The organism is Streptomyces sp. NPDC086787 (assembly GCF_044745865.1).
In the GTDB taxonomy this organism is placed as follows: Bacteria; Actinomycetota; Actinomycetes; order Streptomycetales; family Streptomycetaceae; genus Streptomyces.
On the sequence record NZ_JBIVBC010000002.1, the window covers coordinates 134,001 to 150,373 of the forward strand.

Consider the following 16,373-nt stretch of genomic DNA (forward strand, 5'->3'; position numbering starts at 1 on the left):
ACGACGTCAGCGGCCGGTGCGCACCCCGTCCAGGGCGATCGCCAGCACACGGTCACGCTGGGCGTCGTCGTCGAACGAGGTCGCGGTGATGCCGGCGACCATCCGCAGCAGGTCGGTGAAGTTCATGTCGGTGCGTGCCGCACCCGCCCGCTGCGCCCGCTCCAGCAGCGGCTCCCCGGCGCCGTACATCGACTCCCGGCAGGCCTGGAAGATCTCCGACTCGTCGTTGAGGGCCTCCCGCACCGCCCGCTTGGTGACCATGTAGCTCGCGAACCGGTCCAGCCAGGAGGTCAGCGCCTCCCACGGCGGCAGTCCGCCGACCTCGGCGGCGACCCGGACCAGGGCGTTCACCTCGTCGGCGTAGAGGCTCTCGAAGAGGTCGCGGCGGGTGGGGAAGTTCCGGTACAGGGTGGCGATGCCGACGCCCGCGCGGCGCGCGACCTCCTCCAGGGAGGCCTCAGCTCCGTGCTCCGCGAACACCTCGCGGGCGGCCGTGAGCAGGGCGTCGTAGTTGCGTGCGGCGTCCCTGCGGAGCGGTCGCCGGGCCGCGACGATCTCGCCGACGGGGAGTCGCTGGGCCGTCACTGGTGCCTCCCGGGACGGGAACCGGTTGAACCGGAGGGTGGCCTCCGCTATGGTGGAGGAGTGCCTCCACTTTAGCAGTGTGGGGTGCGATCCCTTCGGGCAGCCCGTGGCGTGCCCGCCTCCCGCAGTACTTCCCGCAGTGATTCCCGCAGTACCTTCCGCTCCGATCCGGAGAGGCTCAGCCATGCCCCGCAGCTCCACCCGTCTCACCTTCGCGGTCCTCGCGACCGGTGCGGGCGTGTTCTCCATGCTTCAGTCGCTGATCGCGCCGGCCCTGCCGACCGTCCAGCACGCCATGCACACCTCCCAGTCCACCGCGACCTGGGTGATGACTGCCTATCTGCTGTCCGCCTCGGTCTTCACCCCGATCCTCGGCCGGATCGGCGACCTCCACGGCCGCAAGCGCACCCTGGTCGCGGTCCTCCTGGCCGTACTGGCCGGCTGCCTGATCGCCGCGCTCGCTCCGAACATCGGCGTCCTGATCGTCGCCCGGGTCGTCCAGGGCACAGGTGGCGCCCTGTTCCCGCTGTCCTTCGGCGTCATCCGCGACGAGTTCGCCCCGGCCGACGTGAGCCGCAGCATCAGCAACCTGTCCGCCGTGATCGCGGCCGGCGGCGGCGTCGGCATGGTGGCCGCCGGGCCCATCGTCTCCGCGCTCGACTACCGCTGGCTCTTCTGGATCCCGGTCGGCATCGTCGCCGTGACCGTGCTGATCGCCCTCCGCTATGTGCCCGACTCGCCCAACCGGGCCCGGGGCAGCGTCAGCTGGCGCGGCGCCGTACTGCTGTCGGCCTGGCTCGTCGCCCTGCTCCTGCCGCTCAGCCAGGCCGGACGGTGGGGCTGGGGCTCGGCCGGGGTGCTCGGTCTGTTCGTGGCCGCCGCCGTGCTGTTCGCCGTATGGCTCACGGCCGAGGCCCGCTCCAGCAGCCCGCTCATCGACCTGCGGGTCATGCGGCTGCCCGCGGTGTGGACCACCAACCTCGCCGCCCTGCTCTTCGGTGCGGGCATGTACGCGATCTGGTCCTTCCTCCCCGGCTTCGTGCAGACGCCCGGCGCCGCCGGCTACGGCTTCGGCGCGAGCGTCACCGAGTCCGGACTGCTGATGCTGCCCATGCTCGTCGCGATGTTCCTGTCCGGAGTGCTCGGCGGCCGTCTGGCGGCGGTCGTCAACGCCAAGGTCCAGCTGGCCAGTGGCGCCGCGTTCGGCGCGCTCGCCCTCGGCTTCCTCGTGCTGTGGCACGACGAACGCTGGCACATCGCTGTCGTCTCCGGTGTGTTCGGCCTCGGCATCGGACTCGCCTTCGCCTCCATGGCCAACCTCATCGTGGGCAGTGTCCCGCCCGAGCAGACCGGCGCCGCCACCGGCATGAACGCCAACATCCGTACCATCGGCGGCTCCATCGGCGCCGCGCTCACCAGCGTCCTGGTCACCGGGCGGCTCCAGCCGGGCGGACTGCCCTACGCCTCCGGCTACACCCACGGCTTCACCCTGCTGGCACTGCTCTGCCTGGCGGCCGCCGCTGCCGCCCTGCTCGTCCCGGTCCGCCACACCGACCGACCCACCGGTCCCGTCACCCGACGTCCGGCAGCAGTACCCGTACGCGTGCGGTAGGGTTGACCTGCGCGATCATCCGGAAACGGGTGGGAACGCACCGGGACGTGGCGCAGCTTGGTAGCGCACTTGACTGGGGGTCAAGGGGTCGCAGGTTCAAATCCTGTCGTCCCGACTCTGCGTTTCGCAGGTCGGAGGACGTTCTCTCATCCGTGAGGGAACGTCCTTTTTTGTGTGCGGCAACACTGTCGGGCGGTGGTGGCGCGGGGGTGGTGGCGCGGGGGTGGGCGCCCCGATCACGCCCGGCAGCCGGTGGCCGGTCCCGGAAAAACCCTTGGACGTCACGGGGAGAGCGACGGGAGACTACGAGCCTTCACTTTCCGTACGCACTCGATCACTCAGGGTTGAAATGGACCTTCCTGATTCGTGCCGGGTACTGCCGGGCAAGGGCCCGGCTCTCCTCGCGCTTCGCTACTACGGACGGGAGTTGGCCCGGCTGCGGTGGCTGACGGTGCCCGCGATGCTGCTGCCCGCGCTGGGCAACATCGGCATCAACTACCTGGCACCGCTGGCCGTGGCCAAGCTCGTCGCCCGCATCGCCGGGCAGAGCGACATCTCGCTCGGCACCGCGCTGCCGTACGTCGTCGGCTTCGCTGTCGTCCTGCTGGTCTCCGAGGCGCTGTGGCGCGGCGGAATCCACTGCCTCAACCGGCTCGACGCCCTCGGCATCGAGCGCCTGTACATCATCGGCATGGACGAACTGTTCGCCAAGGACGCCAAGTTCTTCCACGACAACTTCGCCGGATCCCTCACCAAGCGGGTGCTGAGCTTCGCCTCGCGCTTCGAGGAGTTCGCCGACACCCTGACCTTCAACATCGTCGGCAGCCTGGTGCCGCTGCTGTTCGGGTCCGTGGTGCTGTGGCGCTACGAACCGCTGCTCGTCGTCGCCCTGTTGGTGATGATCGTTCTCACCGGGGTGTGCGTGGCCCCCCTCATCCGCCGTCGGCAGTCGCTGGTCAACCGGCGGGAGGAGGCCACCGCCCGGGTGTCCGGCCATGTCGCCGACAGCCTGATGAACATGGAGACCGTCCGGGCGTTCGCCGCGGAGGAGCGGGAGGCCGCCGAGCACCGCTCCCGTGTCGCCGCCTCACGTCGACTGACGCTGGGCTCCTGGGACTACGCCAATCTGCGCATCGACACGCTGGTCGCGCCCATGTCCGTACTGACCAACGTCCTCGGGCTGCTGATCGCGGTCGCCGTCGGCACCGGAGGGCACGGTGTCGAGGCGGTCGTGGTCGCCTTCACGTACTACTCCAACGCGACCCGGATCATGTTCGAGTTCAACCAGATCTACCGTCGTCTGGAGAGCTCGATGACGGAGGCCGCCCAGTTCACCGAACTGCTGCTGGATCCGCCCACCGTACTCGACCCCGAGTCAGCGGAGCCGCTGCTGTCCCGTCCCGCCGACGTCTGCTTCGAGCGGGTGACCTTCGCCCACGGGGGAGGGGACCCCCTGTTCGACGGCCTCGACCTCACGGTGCCCAGCGGGACGAAGATCGGTCTGGTCGGACGGTCGGGCGGAGGGAAGACCACGCTCACCCGGCTGCTGCTGCGGATGACGGACATCGACAGGGGCCGGATCCTGATCGGCGGCCAGGACATCAGTCGGCTGCGCCAGTCCGATCTGCGCGGCCTGATCTCCTACGTACCCCAGGACCCGGCGATGTTCCACCGCACCCTGCGGGAGAACATCGCGTTCGCCCGGCCGGACGCCACCGAGGCGGAGATCCGCCGCGCGGCCGAGGCCGCCCATGTCACGGAGTTCGCCGACGCGCTGCCGGACGGCTTCGACACCATGGTGGGCGAACGCGGGGTCAAGCTGTCCGGCGGACAGCGCCAACGGGTCGCGCTCGCCAGGGCGATCCTGCGGGACGCGCCGATCCTGCTCCTGGACGAGGCGACCAGCGCCCTCGACTCGGAGAGCGAGATCCTCGTGCAGGAGGCGCTGTGGCGGCTCATGGCAGGACGGACCGCGCTCGTCGTGGCCCACCGGCTCAGCACGGTCGCCGGGATGGACCGACTCGTGGTCCTCGACCACGGCCGGATCGTCGAACAGGGCACGCACGAGCAGCTGTTGGCGACCGACGGCGCCTACGCGAAGCTGTGGCAGCACCAGTCGGGCGGCTTCCTGGACGACCGGCCCGCGCGGGCCGAGGTGAGCTGACCACTGCCGAGTGGTCAGCTCGGCTCCGGCCCGGGCGGCGCGGCCCACAGACCGCGCACATGGCCCAGATGCCGGGTCATGACCGCCTGCACCGCGGGGGCGTCGCCGTCCAGCAGCGCGTCGAGCAGCTCCAGATGTTCCTCGGCCGAGGCCAGCAGGCGTCCCTCCCGCACCAGCGGGGTGAGCCCGTAGAGCCGGGCACGGCCGCGCAGGTCGGCGACCACCTCCACCAGGTGGGCGTTGCCCGCCAGAGCGAGCAGACCGAGATGGAATCGGGTGTCCGCCTCGACGTAGGCGACGAGGTCGCCGGCCACCGCGGCGGCCACGATCTCGCGGGCGGCCGGGCGCAACGCCTCCAGGGACACCCGGTCGGCCGTAGAGGCCAGCCCCACCACGGTGGGGATCTCGATGAGCGAGCGGACATGCGTGTACTCGTCGAGCTGTCTGTCGGAGACCGCGGTCACCCGGAAGCCCTTGTTGGGGACCGTGTCGACCAGCCCCTCCTTGGCCAGGTCCAGCATCGCCTCGCGCACCGGCGTGGCCGAGACACCGAAGCGCGCGGCGAGCGAGGGAGCCGAGTAGACCTCGCCGGGCCGCAGCTCACCCGCTATCAGCGCGGCCCGCAGCGCCTCGGCGACCCGCTCGCGGTAACTACTGCGCCGACCACCGAGGCGGGGCAGCTCGGGAGCGTCCGCCTGCTGCGATTTCTGTGCCATGTCACGCATCATAGAAGTTCGGAGCCCTGGAGCCGAAACGCTGCCTGCCGGGGCACTAGAGGACGAAGCCCTCCGGGAACGGATCGTCCGGGTCGAGCAGATACTGGGCCGTGCCGGTGATCCAGGCGCGGCCGGTGAAGCTCGGCAGGACGGCGGGCAGGCCCGCCACCTCGGTCGTGCCGAGCAGTCTTCCGGTGAACCGGGTCCCGATGAAGGACTCGTTCACGAACTCGGTGTGCAGGGGCAGTTCGCCCCGCGCGTGCAGCTGTGCCATGCGCGCACTCGTCCCGGTGCCGCAGGGCGAACGGTCGAACCAGCCGGGGTGGATGGCCATCGCGTGCCGGGAGTGGCGGGCGGTTGCGCCGGGCGCGTACAGATGGACGTGGTGGCAGCCACGGATCGACGGGTCTTCCGGGTGCACCGGTTCCGCGACGGTGTTGATCGCCTCCATCAACGCCAGCCCGGAGGCGAGGATGTCGTCCTTTCGGGCGCGGTCGAAAGGCAGCCCGAACTCCGCCAGCGGCAGGATCGCGTAGAAGTTGCCGCCGTAGGCGAGGTCATATGTCACATGCCGTCCGTCGGGAAGTACGGCCTTGCGGTCGAGGCCCGCGCTGAAGGACGGCACGTTCCGGAGCGTGACACTCCGCGCGGCGCCGTCCGCCACCGCGACCTCGGCGACGACGACTCCGGCCGGGGTGTCGAGCCGGACCGTGGTGACCGGCTCGACGACCTCCACCATGCCGGTCTCCACGAGTACGGTCGCCACACCGATGGTGCCGTGCCCGCACATCGGCAGACACCCGGACACCTCGATGTACAGCACTCCCCAGTCGCAGTCGGGCCGGGTCGGCGGCTGGAGGATCGCGCCGCTCATCGCCGAGTGGCCGCGCGGCTCCCGGACGAGCAGGCGCCGGATGTGGTCGCGGTGTTCACGGAAGTACAGCCGCCGCTCGTTCATCGTCGCGCCGGGCAGCACGCCGACCCCGCCGGTGATCACGCGGGTGGGCATGCCCTCGGTGTGCGAGTCGACGGCGTGCAGGACGAGTCTGCTGCGCATGCTCGGACCTTCCTCCTCGGACTTCTCGAAACGGAACCGGCGGCGTCAGCGGAGCCCGTCGGCGAGGGCCTTCTCGGTGGCCGCGCGGACCGTGGCCTCCTGCTCGGGCAGCAGCGGGACCCGCGGTGGCCGCACCGGGCCGCCGTACCGGCCGGCGACGTCCATGGACAACTTGACGGCCTGCACGAACTCGACCCGCGAGTCCCAGCGCAGCAGCGGATGCAGCCGACGGTACAGGGGCAGCGCGGTGGCCGGGTCCGTCGCCGTGGCCGCCCGGTACAACTCGGCCGAGGCGGCGGGCAGGGCGTTGGGGAAGCCCGCCACCCAGCCCTTCGCGCCCGCCAGCGCCAGCTCCAGTAGTACGTCGTCCGCACCGGCCAAAAGATCGAGATCCGGGGCGAGTTCGGCGATCCGGTAGGCGCGTCGGACATCGCCGGAGAACTCCTTGACGGCGTGGACGAGGCCCTCGCCGTGGAGTCTCGCGAGGAGTTCGGGGACGAGGTCGACCCTGGTGTCGACCGGGTTGTTGTACGCGACCAACGGCAGGCCCGCCCGGGCGACCTCGGCGTAGTGGGCGACTACGGACCGCTCGTCGGCGCGGTAGCCGTTGGGTGGCAGCAGCATCACGGAGGCGCAGCCCGCCTCGGCCGCGTGCTCCGCCCAGCGGCGGGCCTCGCCGGAACCGTAGGCGGCGACGCCGGGCATCACCCGCGCGCCGCCCACCGCGGCCACTGCCGTCTCGACGACCCTGGCGCGCTCCCCGGGGGTGAGCACCTGGTACTCGCCCAGCGAGCCGTTCGGTACGACGCCGTCGCAGCCGCTGTCCACCAGCCACGCGCAGTGCTCGGCGTACCGGTCGTGGTCGATGGTGAGGTCGGTGCGCAGCGGGAGAGCGGTGGCTACCAGGACGCCGTGCCAGGGGCGGTTCTCCGCGATGGTCATGAGCGATGTCCCCAATCCGGTGACGTGTGACATGGTACTGACTGGGTTTGTTCCACGGCGCGGGGAGACCCGCGCCGCTCACTGCGGCGGTTCCTCCTCCGTCCCGGCGAGCACCCCGAGCGGCACCGGCCGGGCGAACGGCCGCCGTGCCGGAGTGAGCGGGCACCCGGCGAGTCCGGCCACCGCCGGCTCGCACATCCGGCCCTGGCACCAGCCCATCCCGGCCCGGCTGAGCAGTTTCACGGTGCGCGGATCGCCCGCGCCCAGCTCGGTGACGGCCGCCCGGACCTCCCCGGCGGTCACCTCCTCGCAGCGGCACACCACCGTGTCGTCGGTGACCCGCTCGGCCCATCCGGCGGGCGGCCGGTAGGCGGACTCGACCGCCGCGGCGAACGAGCGGAGCCGCGTCCGGGTCCGGGCGGCCGCCGCCCGGGCGGACGGGTCGGGCGGGCTGCCGCGCAGCCGGGCCGCGACCGAGTACCCGGCGACACGGCCTTCGGCGAGGGCGAGGTCCGCGCCGCCGACCCCGGTGGCCTCACCGGCCGCCCAGACTCCCGGCACGTCGGTGCGCTGCTCGCCGTCCACCCGCACACCGTTGTCGGTCGGACGGCAGCCCAGTGTCTGCGCCAGGTCGGTGTGCGGCAGCATGCCGTGCCCCACGGCGAGGGCGTCGCACGGAACGCGGCGCCCGCCGCGCCCGATGCCCCCACGCGCGTCGAGTGCGGCGACGGTCACCGCCTCCAGCCGGTCGGTACCGTGCGCCTCGGTCACGACGTGACCCGGGAGGACGGGCACCCGGTGGCGCAGCAGCCGCAGCGCGTACCCCGCGCCCTCGGCGAGCTTCGCCGGCCGGGCCGCCAGCGCGGACGACAGGCGCCCCACCGACCTGGGGCCGGTGGATTCGACGAGTGCGGCCACGTGCGCACCCGCCGCGGCGAGCCCCGTCGCCACGGGCAGCAGCAGCGGCCCGGTACCGGCGACCACGACCGTGCGGCCCGGCAGCACCAGTCCGCCCTTGAGCATCGCCTGTGCCCCGCCCGCGGTGACCACCCCGGGAAGGGTCCAGCCGGGGAAGGGCAGCACCTTCTCGTACCCTCCGGTGGCCAGCAGTACGGCGTCGGCGCGCACCGCGACGCCGTCCTCCTGGCCGGGCCCGCGCAGTGCGTGCACCACGAACCGTGGTGTCTCCGACTCCCGTTCCACACACCAGACATGATGGTCTGCCAGATGCCCGAGCCGTCCGGCCGCGAGTTGCTCGGCCAGCCCCGCGCGCAGCCGCTGCCAGGTCCGCCACCCGTGGAGGGCTCGCGGCCTGCCCGCCCCGAAGCCTTCGGCGGGCTGTCGGTAGAACTGGCCGCCCACCGCCTCGGCGGCGTCCACGAGGGTGACCCGTACCCCTCCCGCGGCGGCGGTCAGCGCGGCGGCCAGACCCGCCGGACCCGCCCCGATCACCGCGAGGTGCGGTCGCTCGGGTCGCTCAGTCCTCATCGTGGCCCGTCCCGCCCTGTGTGCAAATCGCGTCTCCGGGCCGTACCGGGACCAGGCAAGCGCGTTGGTTCGGACGGCCGTTGACGGTCACCAGACAGTCGAAGCACACCCCGATCCCGCAGAAGACGCCTCGCGGGCGGCCCTCGCGCCGTGTGTGGCGCCAGGCCGTCACCCCGGCCGTCCACAGTGCGGCGGCGACGGTCTGGCCGGGCAGCGCAGCGACCGAACGGCCGTCGAAGGTGACCGTGAAGCCGGGGCCCGGTCGTGCCCGGGTCAACTCATGAGGATTCAAGGAGTGTTCACCTCTTCGTCGGTGAAGCGGTATCGGTGAAGCGGTCCGGCCGGAACGGAGTCAGGTCCAGATCCGGTTTCTCCCCGCTGAGCACCTGTGCGGTCAAGTGGCCGGTGGCGGCGGCCAGTCCGATACCCGCACCCTCGTGTCCACACGCGTGAAACAGGCCCGGCGCACGCGGGTCCGGGCCGATGGCCGGCAGGTGGTCGGGCAGATACGGCCGGAATCCGGCGTAGGTGCGCAGCGCGCGTACCTGCGCCAGGAACGGGAACAGCCGTACCGCGCCGGCCGCCAGCGCGCGCACCGCGGGCAGGGAGAGCGACCGGTCGAAGCCGACCCGTTCCCGGCTGGCGCCGATGAGCACGGGCCCGGCGGCCGTGCCCTCGACGACCGGTGAGGTGCGGAGCGCGGCGGAGTCACTGGCCACGTCGGACACGTAGTCCGCCGCGTAGACCTTGTGCCGGACCAGCCGGGGCAGCGGCTCGGTGACCAGGACGAAGCCGCGCCGGGGGAGCACCGGCAGGCGTACCCCGGCCAGAGCGGCCAGTTCGCCGCCCCAGGGGCCGGCGGCGTTGACCACGGCCGGCGCCTGGATGTCACCGTGGTCCGTGCGGACACCGCGTACCGCCCCGTCCCGGTCGCGCGGTACGGCGGTCACGGTATGGCCGGTCAGGAGGCGGGCGCGCGAGGCGCGGATCAGGTGGGCGGCCGCGAGGGCGGGCATGACCTGGGCGTCCTGCGGGTAGTGCACCGCGCCCACGAGCCCGGGCGTCAGGCGCGGTTCGAGCTCGCGGAGCCGGTCGGCGCCCACGGACCGTGCGGTGACCCCGGCCGCCCGCTGACCGGCCGCGAACCGTTCCAGCGCGCCCAGGTCCTCCGGTGTCTCGGCGACCACCAGGCCGCCCTTGGGCTCGTACTCGATCGCGGCTCCGGTCTCCTGTGCCAGTTCGGCCCACAACCTGCCCGACAGCAGGGCGAGTTCGAGTTCCGGCCCCGGTCCCTTGTCGGAGACGAGGAGATTGCCCTCCCCGGCGCCGGTGGTGCCGCCGGTGACCGGGCCGCGGTCCACCACCAGGACGTCGAGCCCGGCCTGAGCGGCGTACAGCGCGCAGGCCGCACCCACCATCCCGGCTCCGACGACCACGACATCGCAGGTCAGTCGTTTCCCCACGCCAGTAATATGTCACATGGTTCTGTGCATGGGGAGAGGGCGTACCGGACGGAGTCAGTCGAACAGGCTCGGGTTCGCGGTCGGGGTCTTCCCGGCGAGCACGTCCTTCAGACGGTGCGCGCCCGCCTCCACCGCGTCCTCGGTGCTGGGGTGATCGGTGCCCGAGGGGCCGCCGTTGGTGACGGTGGCGGCGGAGGCGCCGACCCGGACCGCGGCGACGTCCAGGTTGATCGTGACCGGATCACCCGCAGCGGTGCCCTGCACGGTCACCGTCACGCCCTGCCGCGCGTCGCCGGCCTGGGGCAGCGGGAGCTCGACGACCTGCACCGTCCGCTCACTGCCGTCCGCGGCGGTCGCGGTGAACTGGTCGCACTTCTGCGGCAGGCTCTTGATCCAGTCCAGGGACTTGTCCAGCGAGGCCCGGCCGTAGTCGCCCACCTGGTAGAGCAGCCGGTAGTCGCCCCAGCTGAACCCGGTGAGCGCGGACGCGCCCGGCGGCCGACCCAGCAGCGTGTCGGAGTACAGGCTGTCGAGCAGCTGCTGGCACTCGGCGGCGGTGGACTTCGCGTTGAGGAACGCCGCCACATCGACCTTGCCGACGAGCAGCTGGTCACGCCAGCGCGCCGCGTTGTTCACCTGCGTCCAGTCGCCTTCGAGATCCGCCTCGGTGATCAGCGCCGCCCGCGCACCGGATCCGGTCAGGGCCGGGGTGGCGGACGGGTACGCGGACTGCTTTGCCGCGGGCGAGGCGGGCGCGCTCGCCCGGGACTCCGTGCCGGCGGAGCAGGAGGCCGTGGCCAGCAGCGCCCCGGCCACCAGAACCGGGGCGAGGACGCGGGTGGGACGGGACGTACGGTTCATCGCGGCGGCCTCCTGGGGAACGCGGTAAGTGCCCTCACGCCATCACCGCTCACGCCCGTCGGCCACCGCACCGGACTGTCCGGGTGACGCGCGGTACGCGCCCTCAGCCGGAACCGTGCCCGGAGCCGTGCCCTTCGCCGGGCCCGTCCGCCGAGTGACGGTGCAGGTGGAAGCGGTGCTCGTGCCGGGGGGCGGCGCCCCGGACGGGACGGGCGGCGAGCTCGGGCGTCGTGACGCGGACGTTGCGCCCGCCGCAGCGCTCACAGACCGCGTCGGACAGCGGCGACCGCATGGCCCGGCCCGCCTCGTCGACGTACTCCTGGGTGTCCAGTGAGACCGGGTCGGTGAAGAACACCACCTGGAACTCCTCCTGCCACATGTATCCGCAGCGCGCGCAGACGAACACGAACGTCTCGGGCACGGCGCCGGGCACCTCACCGGCCCCGGAGTCAGGGTGGTCCACCATCGAATCCGGCTCCTTCCGCACACCTCGTCCGACTTCCAGCCCACCGCCACGGCCGCCGTACGGCAACTCGAGCACCGGCACACCGGCCCGCGCCTGTATCAGGGGCGGGCGCAGACGCTCTCCATGGGGTGACGAACTCGGAGGCCGGATCGCACCGTCGTGACCCCGGCCGTCACGCCGCCCCGAATGCCGCGAACGCCCAGCCCGTCGCCCGGTGCACCGCGTCCCCGGGCAGTGTGGCCCGTGCGTCGCGCAGCGCCTCGGCCAGGGAGAGACCGGCTTCGAGGCCCTTGTGCAGGGCCAGCATGAGCGGTACCACGGCCTCGTCGTTGACGGGCGCGCTGCTCGCCACCACGCCCGCTGTGCCCAGCGGCAGCAGTGCGGTGACGAGGCCGAGCAACTCGTCGGCGCCGACCGTGGCGAGCCGCGCGGTGTCGCAGCTGGACAGGATGATCCGGTACGGGCTGCGGGCGAGCCGTTCGAAGTCGTGGACGATCAGCGGACCGTCGGCCATCCGCAGTGCGGAGAACAGCGGGCTGTCCGCCCGGAACGTGCCGTGCGCCGCGATGTGCGCCAACGCCGCACCGTCCAACTCCTCCAGCACTTTCGGGACTTGGGCGCCGTCGTACTCCAGCACCTTCGCCGTGCCGTACCGGTCGGCCAGCTCGGGCACTTCGGCGCCGCAGGTCGCGAGCCCGGGGCCGCGCACCAGCACATGCGCCCCGTCCCGTGGCGGCTCGGTCTCCCGGGCGCGCAGCCAACTGCCCGCCGACGGCGACACGCTGAGCACCCGGTCCCGCAGCGAGGGCAGCAGTGCCCAGGGCACGCGGTGCAGCGCGCCCGGCGGCACCACCACCACCGGTCCGGAACCCAGGTGCGGTACGGCACCGCCCAGCAGCAACTCCTCCAGCCGCCGCCCCGCCGCCTCCACCAGCGGCAGCCTGGCCTCGGCGCCGGGGTGGGCCAGCCGCCGCAGCCCGGCCTGCACATGCTCGGCCTCGGCCACCGCCTCGGCCAGCGCGCCGCCCTCGAACCGCCGTACCCGTCCCTGCCCGCACAGCAGCACCTGAACGCGGCCGTCGAGCACCACCAGCTCCACCAGCCGTGCCTCGCCGAGCCGGTCCAGCAGCCGGGCCGGGTCGAAGCGGTCGCCGTAGCCGGGGACGTCACCGCGCATGCGCAGGGTGCGCGAGCGGATCTCCCGTTCCAGACGCCGCTGTTCACGCTCCAGCGCGGGCACCGGACGGCCGTCCATGCGCGCGGCCTCCGCCCGGGCCGCGATCTCCCGGAACGCGGTCAGCCCGCTGAGCAGCGCCGGGTCGGCGGGCGGCCGTGCGGGCGGCGCCGACAGCACCGTGGCCCGCCAGCGCTCGCTCCACACCAGGAGCCGCCGCGGGCCGCCCTGCGTGAGACTGGCCTGCTGTGCCAGCGCGGCCAGCTCCGCGCCCTGCGCGGTGGCCCTGGCCCGCAACTCCGAGGCGCCCAGCGTCATCCGGTGGTCGTCCAGTACGTCCAGTCCACGCCGGCAGGCCTCCAGCACCCCCCGCCCGGAACCGGCCGCCCGCGCCCGCAGCGCCTGGGCGGCCCACCCCGTGATCCGGGCCAGCGGCGGCCCGGCGTGCCTGCTGCGCGCGGCCACCGCCAGATGCCGCTCCGCGTCGGCCGTCCAGCCGAGTGCCAGCGCGATCCGGCCCGCCAGCAGTGACGCCTCCGGCGCGGTCGGCGAACCGAACGAGGCCAGCCGCTCGGCGACCGCGGCCGCGTCCGCCACCAGCCGCCCCGACCGGCGCCCGGCAGCCACCCGCGCCTCGATCATCACCAGCCGCGCGTGCGTCTCCCACCAGGTGCGCCGCTGCCCCGCGAACAGCCGTACGGCCACGGCGGCACGGGCGATGGCGGTGTGCGGGTCCCCCGCCGACCGGGCCGCCCGCGCCGCGACGAGCAGCAGTTCGGCCTTACGGGTCGGCTGCCCGCCGATCTCGTCCAGCTCCGCGATGGCCGCGTCGGCCTCGGCCAGTGCCTCCGGTGCCAGGCCGGCCGCCATCAGTACCTCACAGCGCCGGATGTAGAGCATGAACATCGGCGTGCCGAGCTTCGCGTACCGCTCCTCGGCCTCGTCGAGCAGCCGCAGCGCCGCCGGGATGTCACCCGACCGGAACGCGGTCAGGCCCCGGCTCTCCACCGCGTCGGCCTTGTCGTGCTCCTGGCCGGTGGTGTCCCACAACCGCTCGGCCGACGTGAAGTCCGCGTGGGCACGGTCCACCGCGCCCAGCGCCAGATGAACCGTCGCCCGCAGCGTCAGCGCCCGCGCCGTCCAGATCACGTCGCCGGCCTGCCGCAGGACCGGTATCGCCCGGCGCACGTCCTCCAGGGCCTCCCGGTGATGGCCCAGCACCCACCACACATATGCGCGGCGGTACAGGACCCGTGCCCGGGTGTGCCCGCTGCCGCGCGCGACCCCGCGCTCGAATGCCGCCAGCCCCTGCCGAGTGCGCCCCGCATGCACCAGTGCGACCCCCAGGGTGGCGAGCACGTCGGCCTCCCGGTCGGGCGACTGCGCGCGCGCCGCCAGATCGCGGGCCCGCCGCAGATGGCGCAGGGCGATCCGCAGATCGCCGAAGTCCCGCTGCCAGATGCCGATCACCTGGTGGGCGACGGAGGCGTGCGACGGCGACGCGTCGGCGTGCAGCACCGATTCGGCCCGGGCCAGCGCCTCGTTGGGCGCGGCGAACACCATCGGCAGCAGTTCGAGAACCGAGTCGCTTCCCGCTGTCACCCCACGGATGGTACTGGCCTGCGGATCAGCGTCCTACACATAGTGCCCCGCTAGTGCCCCGCGGACTGGACGTCACCCCGGGCTGGACGTCACCCCGCCCTCCTGTATCAATCGTGGATTGAGCCGCTCTGTCTGACGAACGCCGTCGCAGTGGGAGGAACACGTCATGGCACCTCAGCGATTTCACGAGCAGTTCCACCAGATCCAACGCTCGATGCCCGACGTACCCCTCGCGATGGGACCGGACGACTCCGCCGAGTTCTTCTACGAGAAGGGCGTCGTGCTGGCCCGCGACGGTGAGGAGGCACGGGCCGTCGAGGACACCGTGCGCGCCCACTTCACCCGGACGGACGGCCTGGTCGAGGACCATGTGCGCCGCGCGGGCCCCGACACCAACCGGACCGGCGTCACCCGTATCCAGGTGGGCGACCCGAGCCACGGCGACCGCGGCGGCGACCACGCCGTGGCGCACGCGATGCGGGCCATGCGCGAGGCCGAGGGACGCCGGGGACACCGGCTGGTCAGCCGCAACCACGTGGTCTCCATCGCGGTCAACGCCTGCCCCGGCGACGAACCCGTCCCCGTCCCGCTGGCCCAGCCACCGAACCCGGCGCCCGCCGCGACACCTTATGACCACGACACCGCCGTCGGCGTCCTGGTCATCGACACCGGTCTCATGCGCGACCACCGGTCCTGCCCGCTGCTCGCCCACACCGAGGGCGACGCCCAGATCAGCGAGACCGACGACGCGGGAGTCCTCCAGCAGTACGTCGGACACGGCACGTTCATCGCCGGGCTCGTCGCCGCCGTCGCCCCCAACACCGACGTCACCGTGCGCAACACCCTGAACGACGCCGGCGCCATCCTGGAGTCCGACCTCGGCACCAAGCTGTTCGAGGCCGTCGACCGCGACGGCTGGCCCGACATCATCAGCCTTTCCGCGGGCACCTCAAACGGCCGCACCGACGGTCTGCTCGGCATCGACGCGTTCATGCGCGAACTCCGCGCCCAGGGGACGCTGTTGATCGCGGCCGCCGGCAACAACGCCAGCGCCACACCGTTCTGGCCCGCCGCCTACGCGGCTCTTCCCGAGTACGCGGAGGCGGTGCTCTCGGTCGGCGCGCTCCGCGGTGACGGCGAGTTCGGCGCCTGCTTCAGCAACCACGGCCCCTGGGTGAAGGTCTACGCCCCCGGCGAGCGCCTCACCGGTGTCCTCACCGGCTTCGGGACGCCCGTGCCCTACGTGTACCAGCACTCCACCTACGACGCCTGCCGGTACGGCTTCACCTACGCCTGCACCTGCCAGTACCCGCGCCACACCGGCATGTTGAGCGAGGGGCGGGACGCTGCGACGGGCAAGCCGGACCAGGTGATGTTCGAGGGGTACGCGCAGTGGAGCGGGACGTCCTTCGCCACGCCTGTCGTCGCCGGACTCGTCGCCGATCACATGACGGCGCACAAGGAGCGCGACCCGCGCGCCGCACGCGAACAACTCCTGTCGTCCAAAACCGGGTTCGCGGAAGTGCGCGGGGCGCACGTACCGGCGCTCCGCCCGGCGACCTGGCAGCCGGTCTCCGTCGCACGGCCGGCGCCTACGGTATGAGTACCGGAACCATCCCCTCTACGGCGTACCATGACAGGCCGTACACGAGGGGTGACGACGTGGACCGAACAGAAGTCGGCGCGTTGGTCCAGTCCGCCGTCGAGGGCGACGCGGCGGCCTGGAAGGCGCTGGTGGAAGGGCTGAGCCCGCTGGTGTGGTCCGTGGTGCGCGCACACCGGCTCTCCGACGCCGACGGCCACGAGGTCTACCAGACGGTGTGGTTCCGCTTCGCCCAGCACCTGGGCCGGATCCGGGAACCGGAGAAGGCGGGCGCCTGGCTGGCCAGCACGGCACGGCACGAGTGCCTGAAAGTGATCAAGAGTCTGACACGTCTGGTGCCGACCGACGATCCACAGGTCCTGGACCGCGTCAGCGACGACCGCACGCCCGAGCAGTCGCTGATCGACTCGGAGGAGGCGGCCGCCGAGGCCGAGCGGATCCGTTGGCTGTGGCAGGAGTTCGAGGAGCTCGGCGAGCGCTGCCGGCAGTTGCTGCGGGTCCTGATGGCTTCCCCGCCGCCGAGCTATGTGGAGGTGTCGGCCGCCCTCGGCATCGCCGTGGGCAGCATCGGACCGCTGCGCCAGCGCTGTCTGCGCAGGCTGAGGGCACGACTGGACGCACGGGGGGCACTGTGAACGAG

General features: G+C 72.6%; 15 protein-coding genes and 1 tRNA gene. 6 read left to right on the forward strand and 10 right to left on the reverse strand.

Going from position 1 to position 16,373, the window contains the following annotated elements; genetic code table 11:
* Positions 1-6 precede the first annotated feature (6 nt).
* The gene (locus ACIPK3_RS06755) at positions 7-585 is read right to left on the reverse strand and encodes a TetR/AcrR family transcriptional regulator (RefSeq protein WP_402566985.1); all 579 of its coding nucleotides are present in this window, start codon (positions 583-585) and stop codon (positions 7-9) included.
* 184 nt (positions 586-769) lie between these two features.
* Between ACIPK3_RS06755 and ACIPK3_RS06760 the strand changes: the two genes are divergently transcribed.
* The 3 genes from ACIPK3_RS06760 (at position 770) to ACIPK3_RS06770 (ending at position 4,361) form a co-directional block, all read left to right on the forward strand.
* Positions 770-2,197 carry an MFS transporter gene (locus ACIPK3_RS06760; RefSeq protein WP_402566986.1) on the forward strand — a complete coding sequence of 476 codons (1,428 nt, stop codon included), beginning with the start codon at positions 770-772 and terminating at the stop codon, positions 2,195-2,197.
* A 41-nt stretch (positions 2,198-2,238) separates the two neighbouring features.
* Positions 2,239-2,312, forward strand: a tRNA-Pro gene (locus ACIPK3_RS06765).
* Positions 2,313-2,546: 234 nt separating this feature from the next.
* Positions 2,547-4,361: an ABC transporter ATP-binding protein gene (locus ACIPK3_RS06770; RefSeq protein ID WP_402566987.1), complete on the forward strand. Its 1,815-nt coding sequence runs from the start codon at positions 2,547-2,549 to the stop codon at positions 4,359-4,361.
* A 14-nt stretch (positions 4,362-4,375) separates the two neighbouring features.
* Here ACIPK3_RS06770 and ACIPK3_RS06775 read toward each other — a convergent pair whose 3' ends face one another.
* The 8 genes from ACIPK3_RS06775 to ACIPK3_RS06810 all read right to left on the reverse strand — a co-directional run bounded on the left by ACIPK3_RS06775 (position 4,376) and on the right by ACIPK3_RS06810 (position 11,354).
* A complete protein-coding gene (locus ACIPK3_RS06775; protein WP_402566988.1) occupies positions 4,376-5,089 on the reverse strand; it encodes a GntR family transcriptional regulator in 714 nt (237 codons plus the stop codon).
* Between the two features lie 43 nt (positions 5,090-5,132).
* Positions 5,133-6,134, reverse strand: a complete 1,002-nt coding sequence (locus tag ACIPK3_RS06780; RefSeq protein WP_402566989.1) for a proline racemase family protein — start codon at positions 6,132-6,134, stop codon at positions 5,133-5,135.
* 45 nt (positions 6,135-6,179) lie between these two features.
* Entirely contained in the window at positions 6,180-7,076 is an 897-nt protein-coding gene (locus ACIPK3_RS06785) for a dihydrodipicolinate synthase family protein (protein WP_402566990.1), read from the reverse strand.
* A 78-nt stretch (positions 7,077-7,154) separates the two neighbouring features.
* Entirely contained in the window at positions 7,155-8,564 is a 1,410-nt protein-coding gene (locus ACIPK3_RS06790) for an NAD(P)/FAD-dependent oxidoreductase (protein WP_402566991.1), read from the reverse strand.
* Positions 8,554-8,856 carry a (2Fe-2S)-binding protein gene (locus tag ACIPK3_RS06795; protein ID WP_402566992.1) on the reverse strand — a complete coding sequence of 101 codons (303 nt, stop codon included), beginning with the start codon at positions 8,854-8,856 and terminating at the stop codon, positions 8,554-8,556. The genes ACIPK3_RS06790 and ACIPK3_RS06795 overlap by 11 nt, the downstream gene beginning before the upstream one ends.
* A 7-nt stretch (positions 8,857-8,863) precedes the next feature.
* On the reverse strand, positions 8,864-10,027 hold the full coding sequence (locus ACIPK3_RS06800; RefSeq protein WP_402566993.1) for an NAD(P)/FAD-dependent oxidoreductase: 1,164 nt from the start codon (positions 10,025-10,027) through the stop codon (positions 8,864-8,866).
* A gap of 54 nt (positions 10,028-10,081) precedes the next feature.
* On the reverse strand, positions 10,082-10,888 hold the full coding sequence (locus ACIPK3_RS06805) for a hypothetical protein (RefSeq protein WP_402566994.1): 807 nt from the start codon (positions 10,886-10,888) through the stop codon (positions 10,082-10,084).
* Between the two features lie 103 nt (positions 10,889-10,991).
* Positions 10,992-11,354, reverse strand: a complete 363-nt coding sequence (locus ACIPK3_RS06810; protein WP_402566995.1) for a hypothetical protein — start codon at positions 11,352-11,354, stop codon at positions 10,992-10,994.
* Here ACIPK3_RS06810 and ACIPK3_RS06815 point away from each other — a divergent pair.
* Positions 11,343-11,486: a hypothetical protein gene (locus ACIPK3_RS06815; protein WP_402566996.1), complete on the forward strand. Its 144-nt coding sequence runs from the start codon at positions 11,343-11,345 to the stop codon at positions 11,484-11,486. The genes ACIPK3_RS06810 and ACIPK3_RS06815 overlap by 12 nt on opposite strands.
* Before the next feature lie 40 nt (positions 11,487-11,526).
* On the opposite strand, the gene ACIPK3_RS06820 is transcribed toward ACIPK3_RS06815, so the two are convergent.
* Positions 11,527-14,130, reverse strand: coding sequence for a CHAT domain-containing protein (locus tag ACIPK3_RS06820; RefSeq protein ID WP_402566997.1), 2,604 nt, complete (start codon positions 14,128-14,130; stop codon positions 11,527-11,529).
* A gap of 166 nt (positions 14,131-14,296) precedes the next feature.
* Here ACIPK3_RS06820 and ACIPK3_RS06825 point away from each other — a divergent pair, with 166 nt between their 5' ends.
* Both ACIPK3_RS06825 and ACIPK3_RS06830 read left to right on the forward strand, forming a co-directional pair.
* Complete coding sequence (locus tag ACIPK3_RS06825) at positions 14,297-15,733, forward strand: S8/S53 family peptidase (protein WP_402566998.1); 1,437 nt, start codon at positions 14,297-14,299, stop codon at positions 15,731-15,733.
* The gene (locus tag ACIPK3_RS06830) at positions 15,730-16,368 is read left to right on the forward strand and encodes an RNA polymerase sigma factor (protein ID WP_402566999.1); all 639 of its coding nucleotides are present in this window, start codon (positions 15,730-15,732) and stop codon (positions 16,366-16,368) included. Before ACIPK3_RS06825 ends, ACIPK3_RS06830 begins: the two co-directional genes overlap by 4 nt.
* The last annotated feature ends 5 nt before the right edge of the window (positions 16,369-16,373 follow it).

Excerpts from the sequence above, each read along its gene's own strand:
- ACIPK3_RS06760 (WP_402566986.1), top strand. The coding sequence starts at position 770 with ATGCCCCGCAGCTCCACCCGTCTCACCTTCGCGGTCCTCGCGACCGGT.
- ACIPK3_RS06770 (WP_402566987.1), top strand. The coding sequence starts at position 2,547 with ATGGACCTTCCTGATTCGTGCCGGGTACTGCCGGGCAAGGGCCCGGCT.
- ACIPK3_RS06775 (WP_402566988.1), bottom strand. The coding sequence starts at position 5,089 with ATGATGCGTGACATGGCACAGAAATCGCAGCAGGCGGACGCTCCCGAG.
- ACIPK3_RS06780 (WP_402566989.1), bottom strand. The coding sequence starts at position 6,134 with ATGCGCAGCAGACTCGTCCTGCACGCCGTCGACTCGCACACCGAGGGC.
- ACIPK3_RS06785 (WP_402566990.1), bottom strand. The coding sequence starts at position 7,076 with ATGACCATCGCGGAGAACCGCCCCTGGCACGGCGTCCTGGTAGCCACC.
- ACIPK3_RS06790 (WP_402566991.1), bottom strand. The coding sequence starts at position 8,564 with ATGAGGACTGAGCGACCCGAGCGACCGCACCTCGCGGTGATCGGGGCG.
- ACIPK3_RS06805 (WP_402566994.1), bottom strand. The coding sequence starts at position 10,888 with ATGAACCGTACGTCCCGTCCCACCCGCGTCCTCGCCCCGGTTCTGGTG.
- ACIPK3_RS06810 (WP_402566995.1), bottom strand. The coding sequence starts at position 11,354 with ATGGTGGACCACCCTGACTCCGGGGCCGGTGAGGTGCCCGGCGCCGTG.
- ACIPK3_RS06825 (WP_402566998.1), top strand. The coding sequence starts at position 14,297 with ATGGCACCTCAGCGATTTCACGAGCAGTTCCACCAGATCCAACGCTCG.
- ACIPK3_RS06830 (WP_402566999.1), top strand. The coding sequence starts at position 15,730 with ATGAGTACCGGAACCATCCCCTCTACGGCGTACCATGACAGGCCGTAC.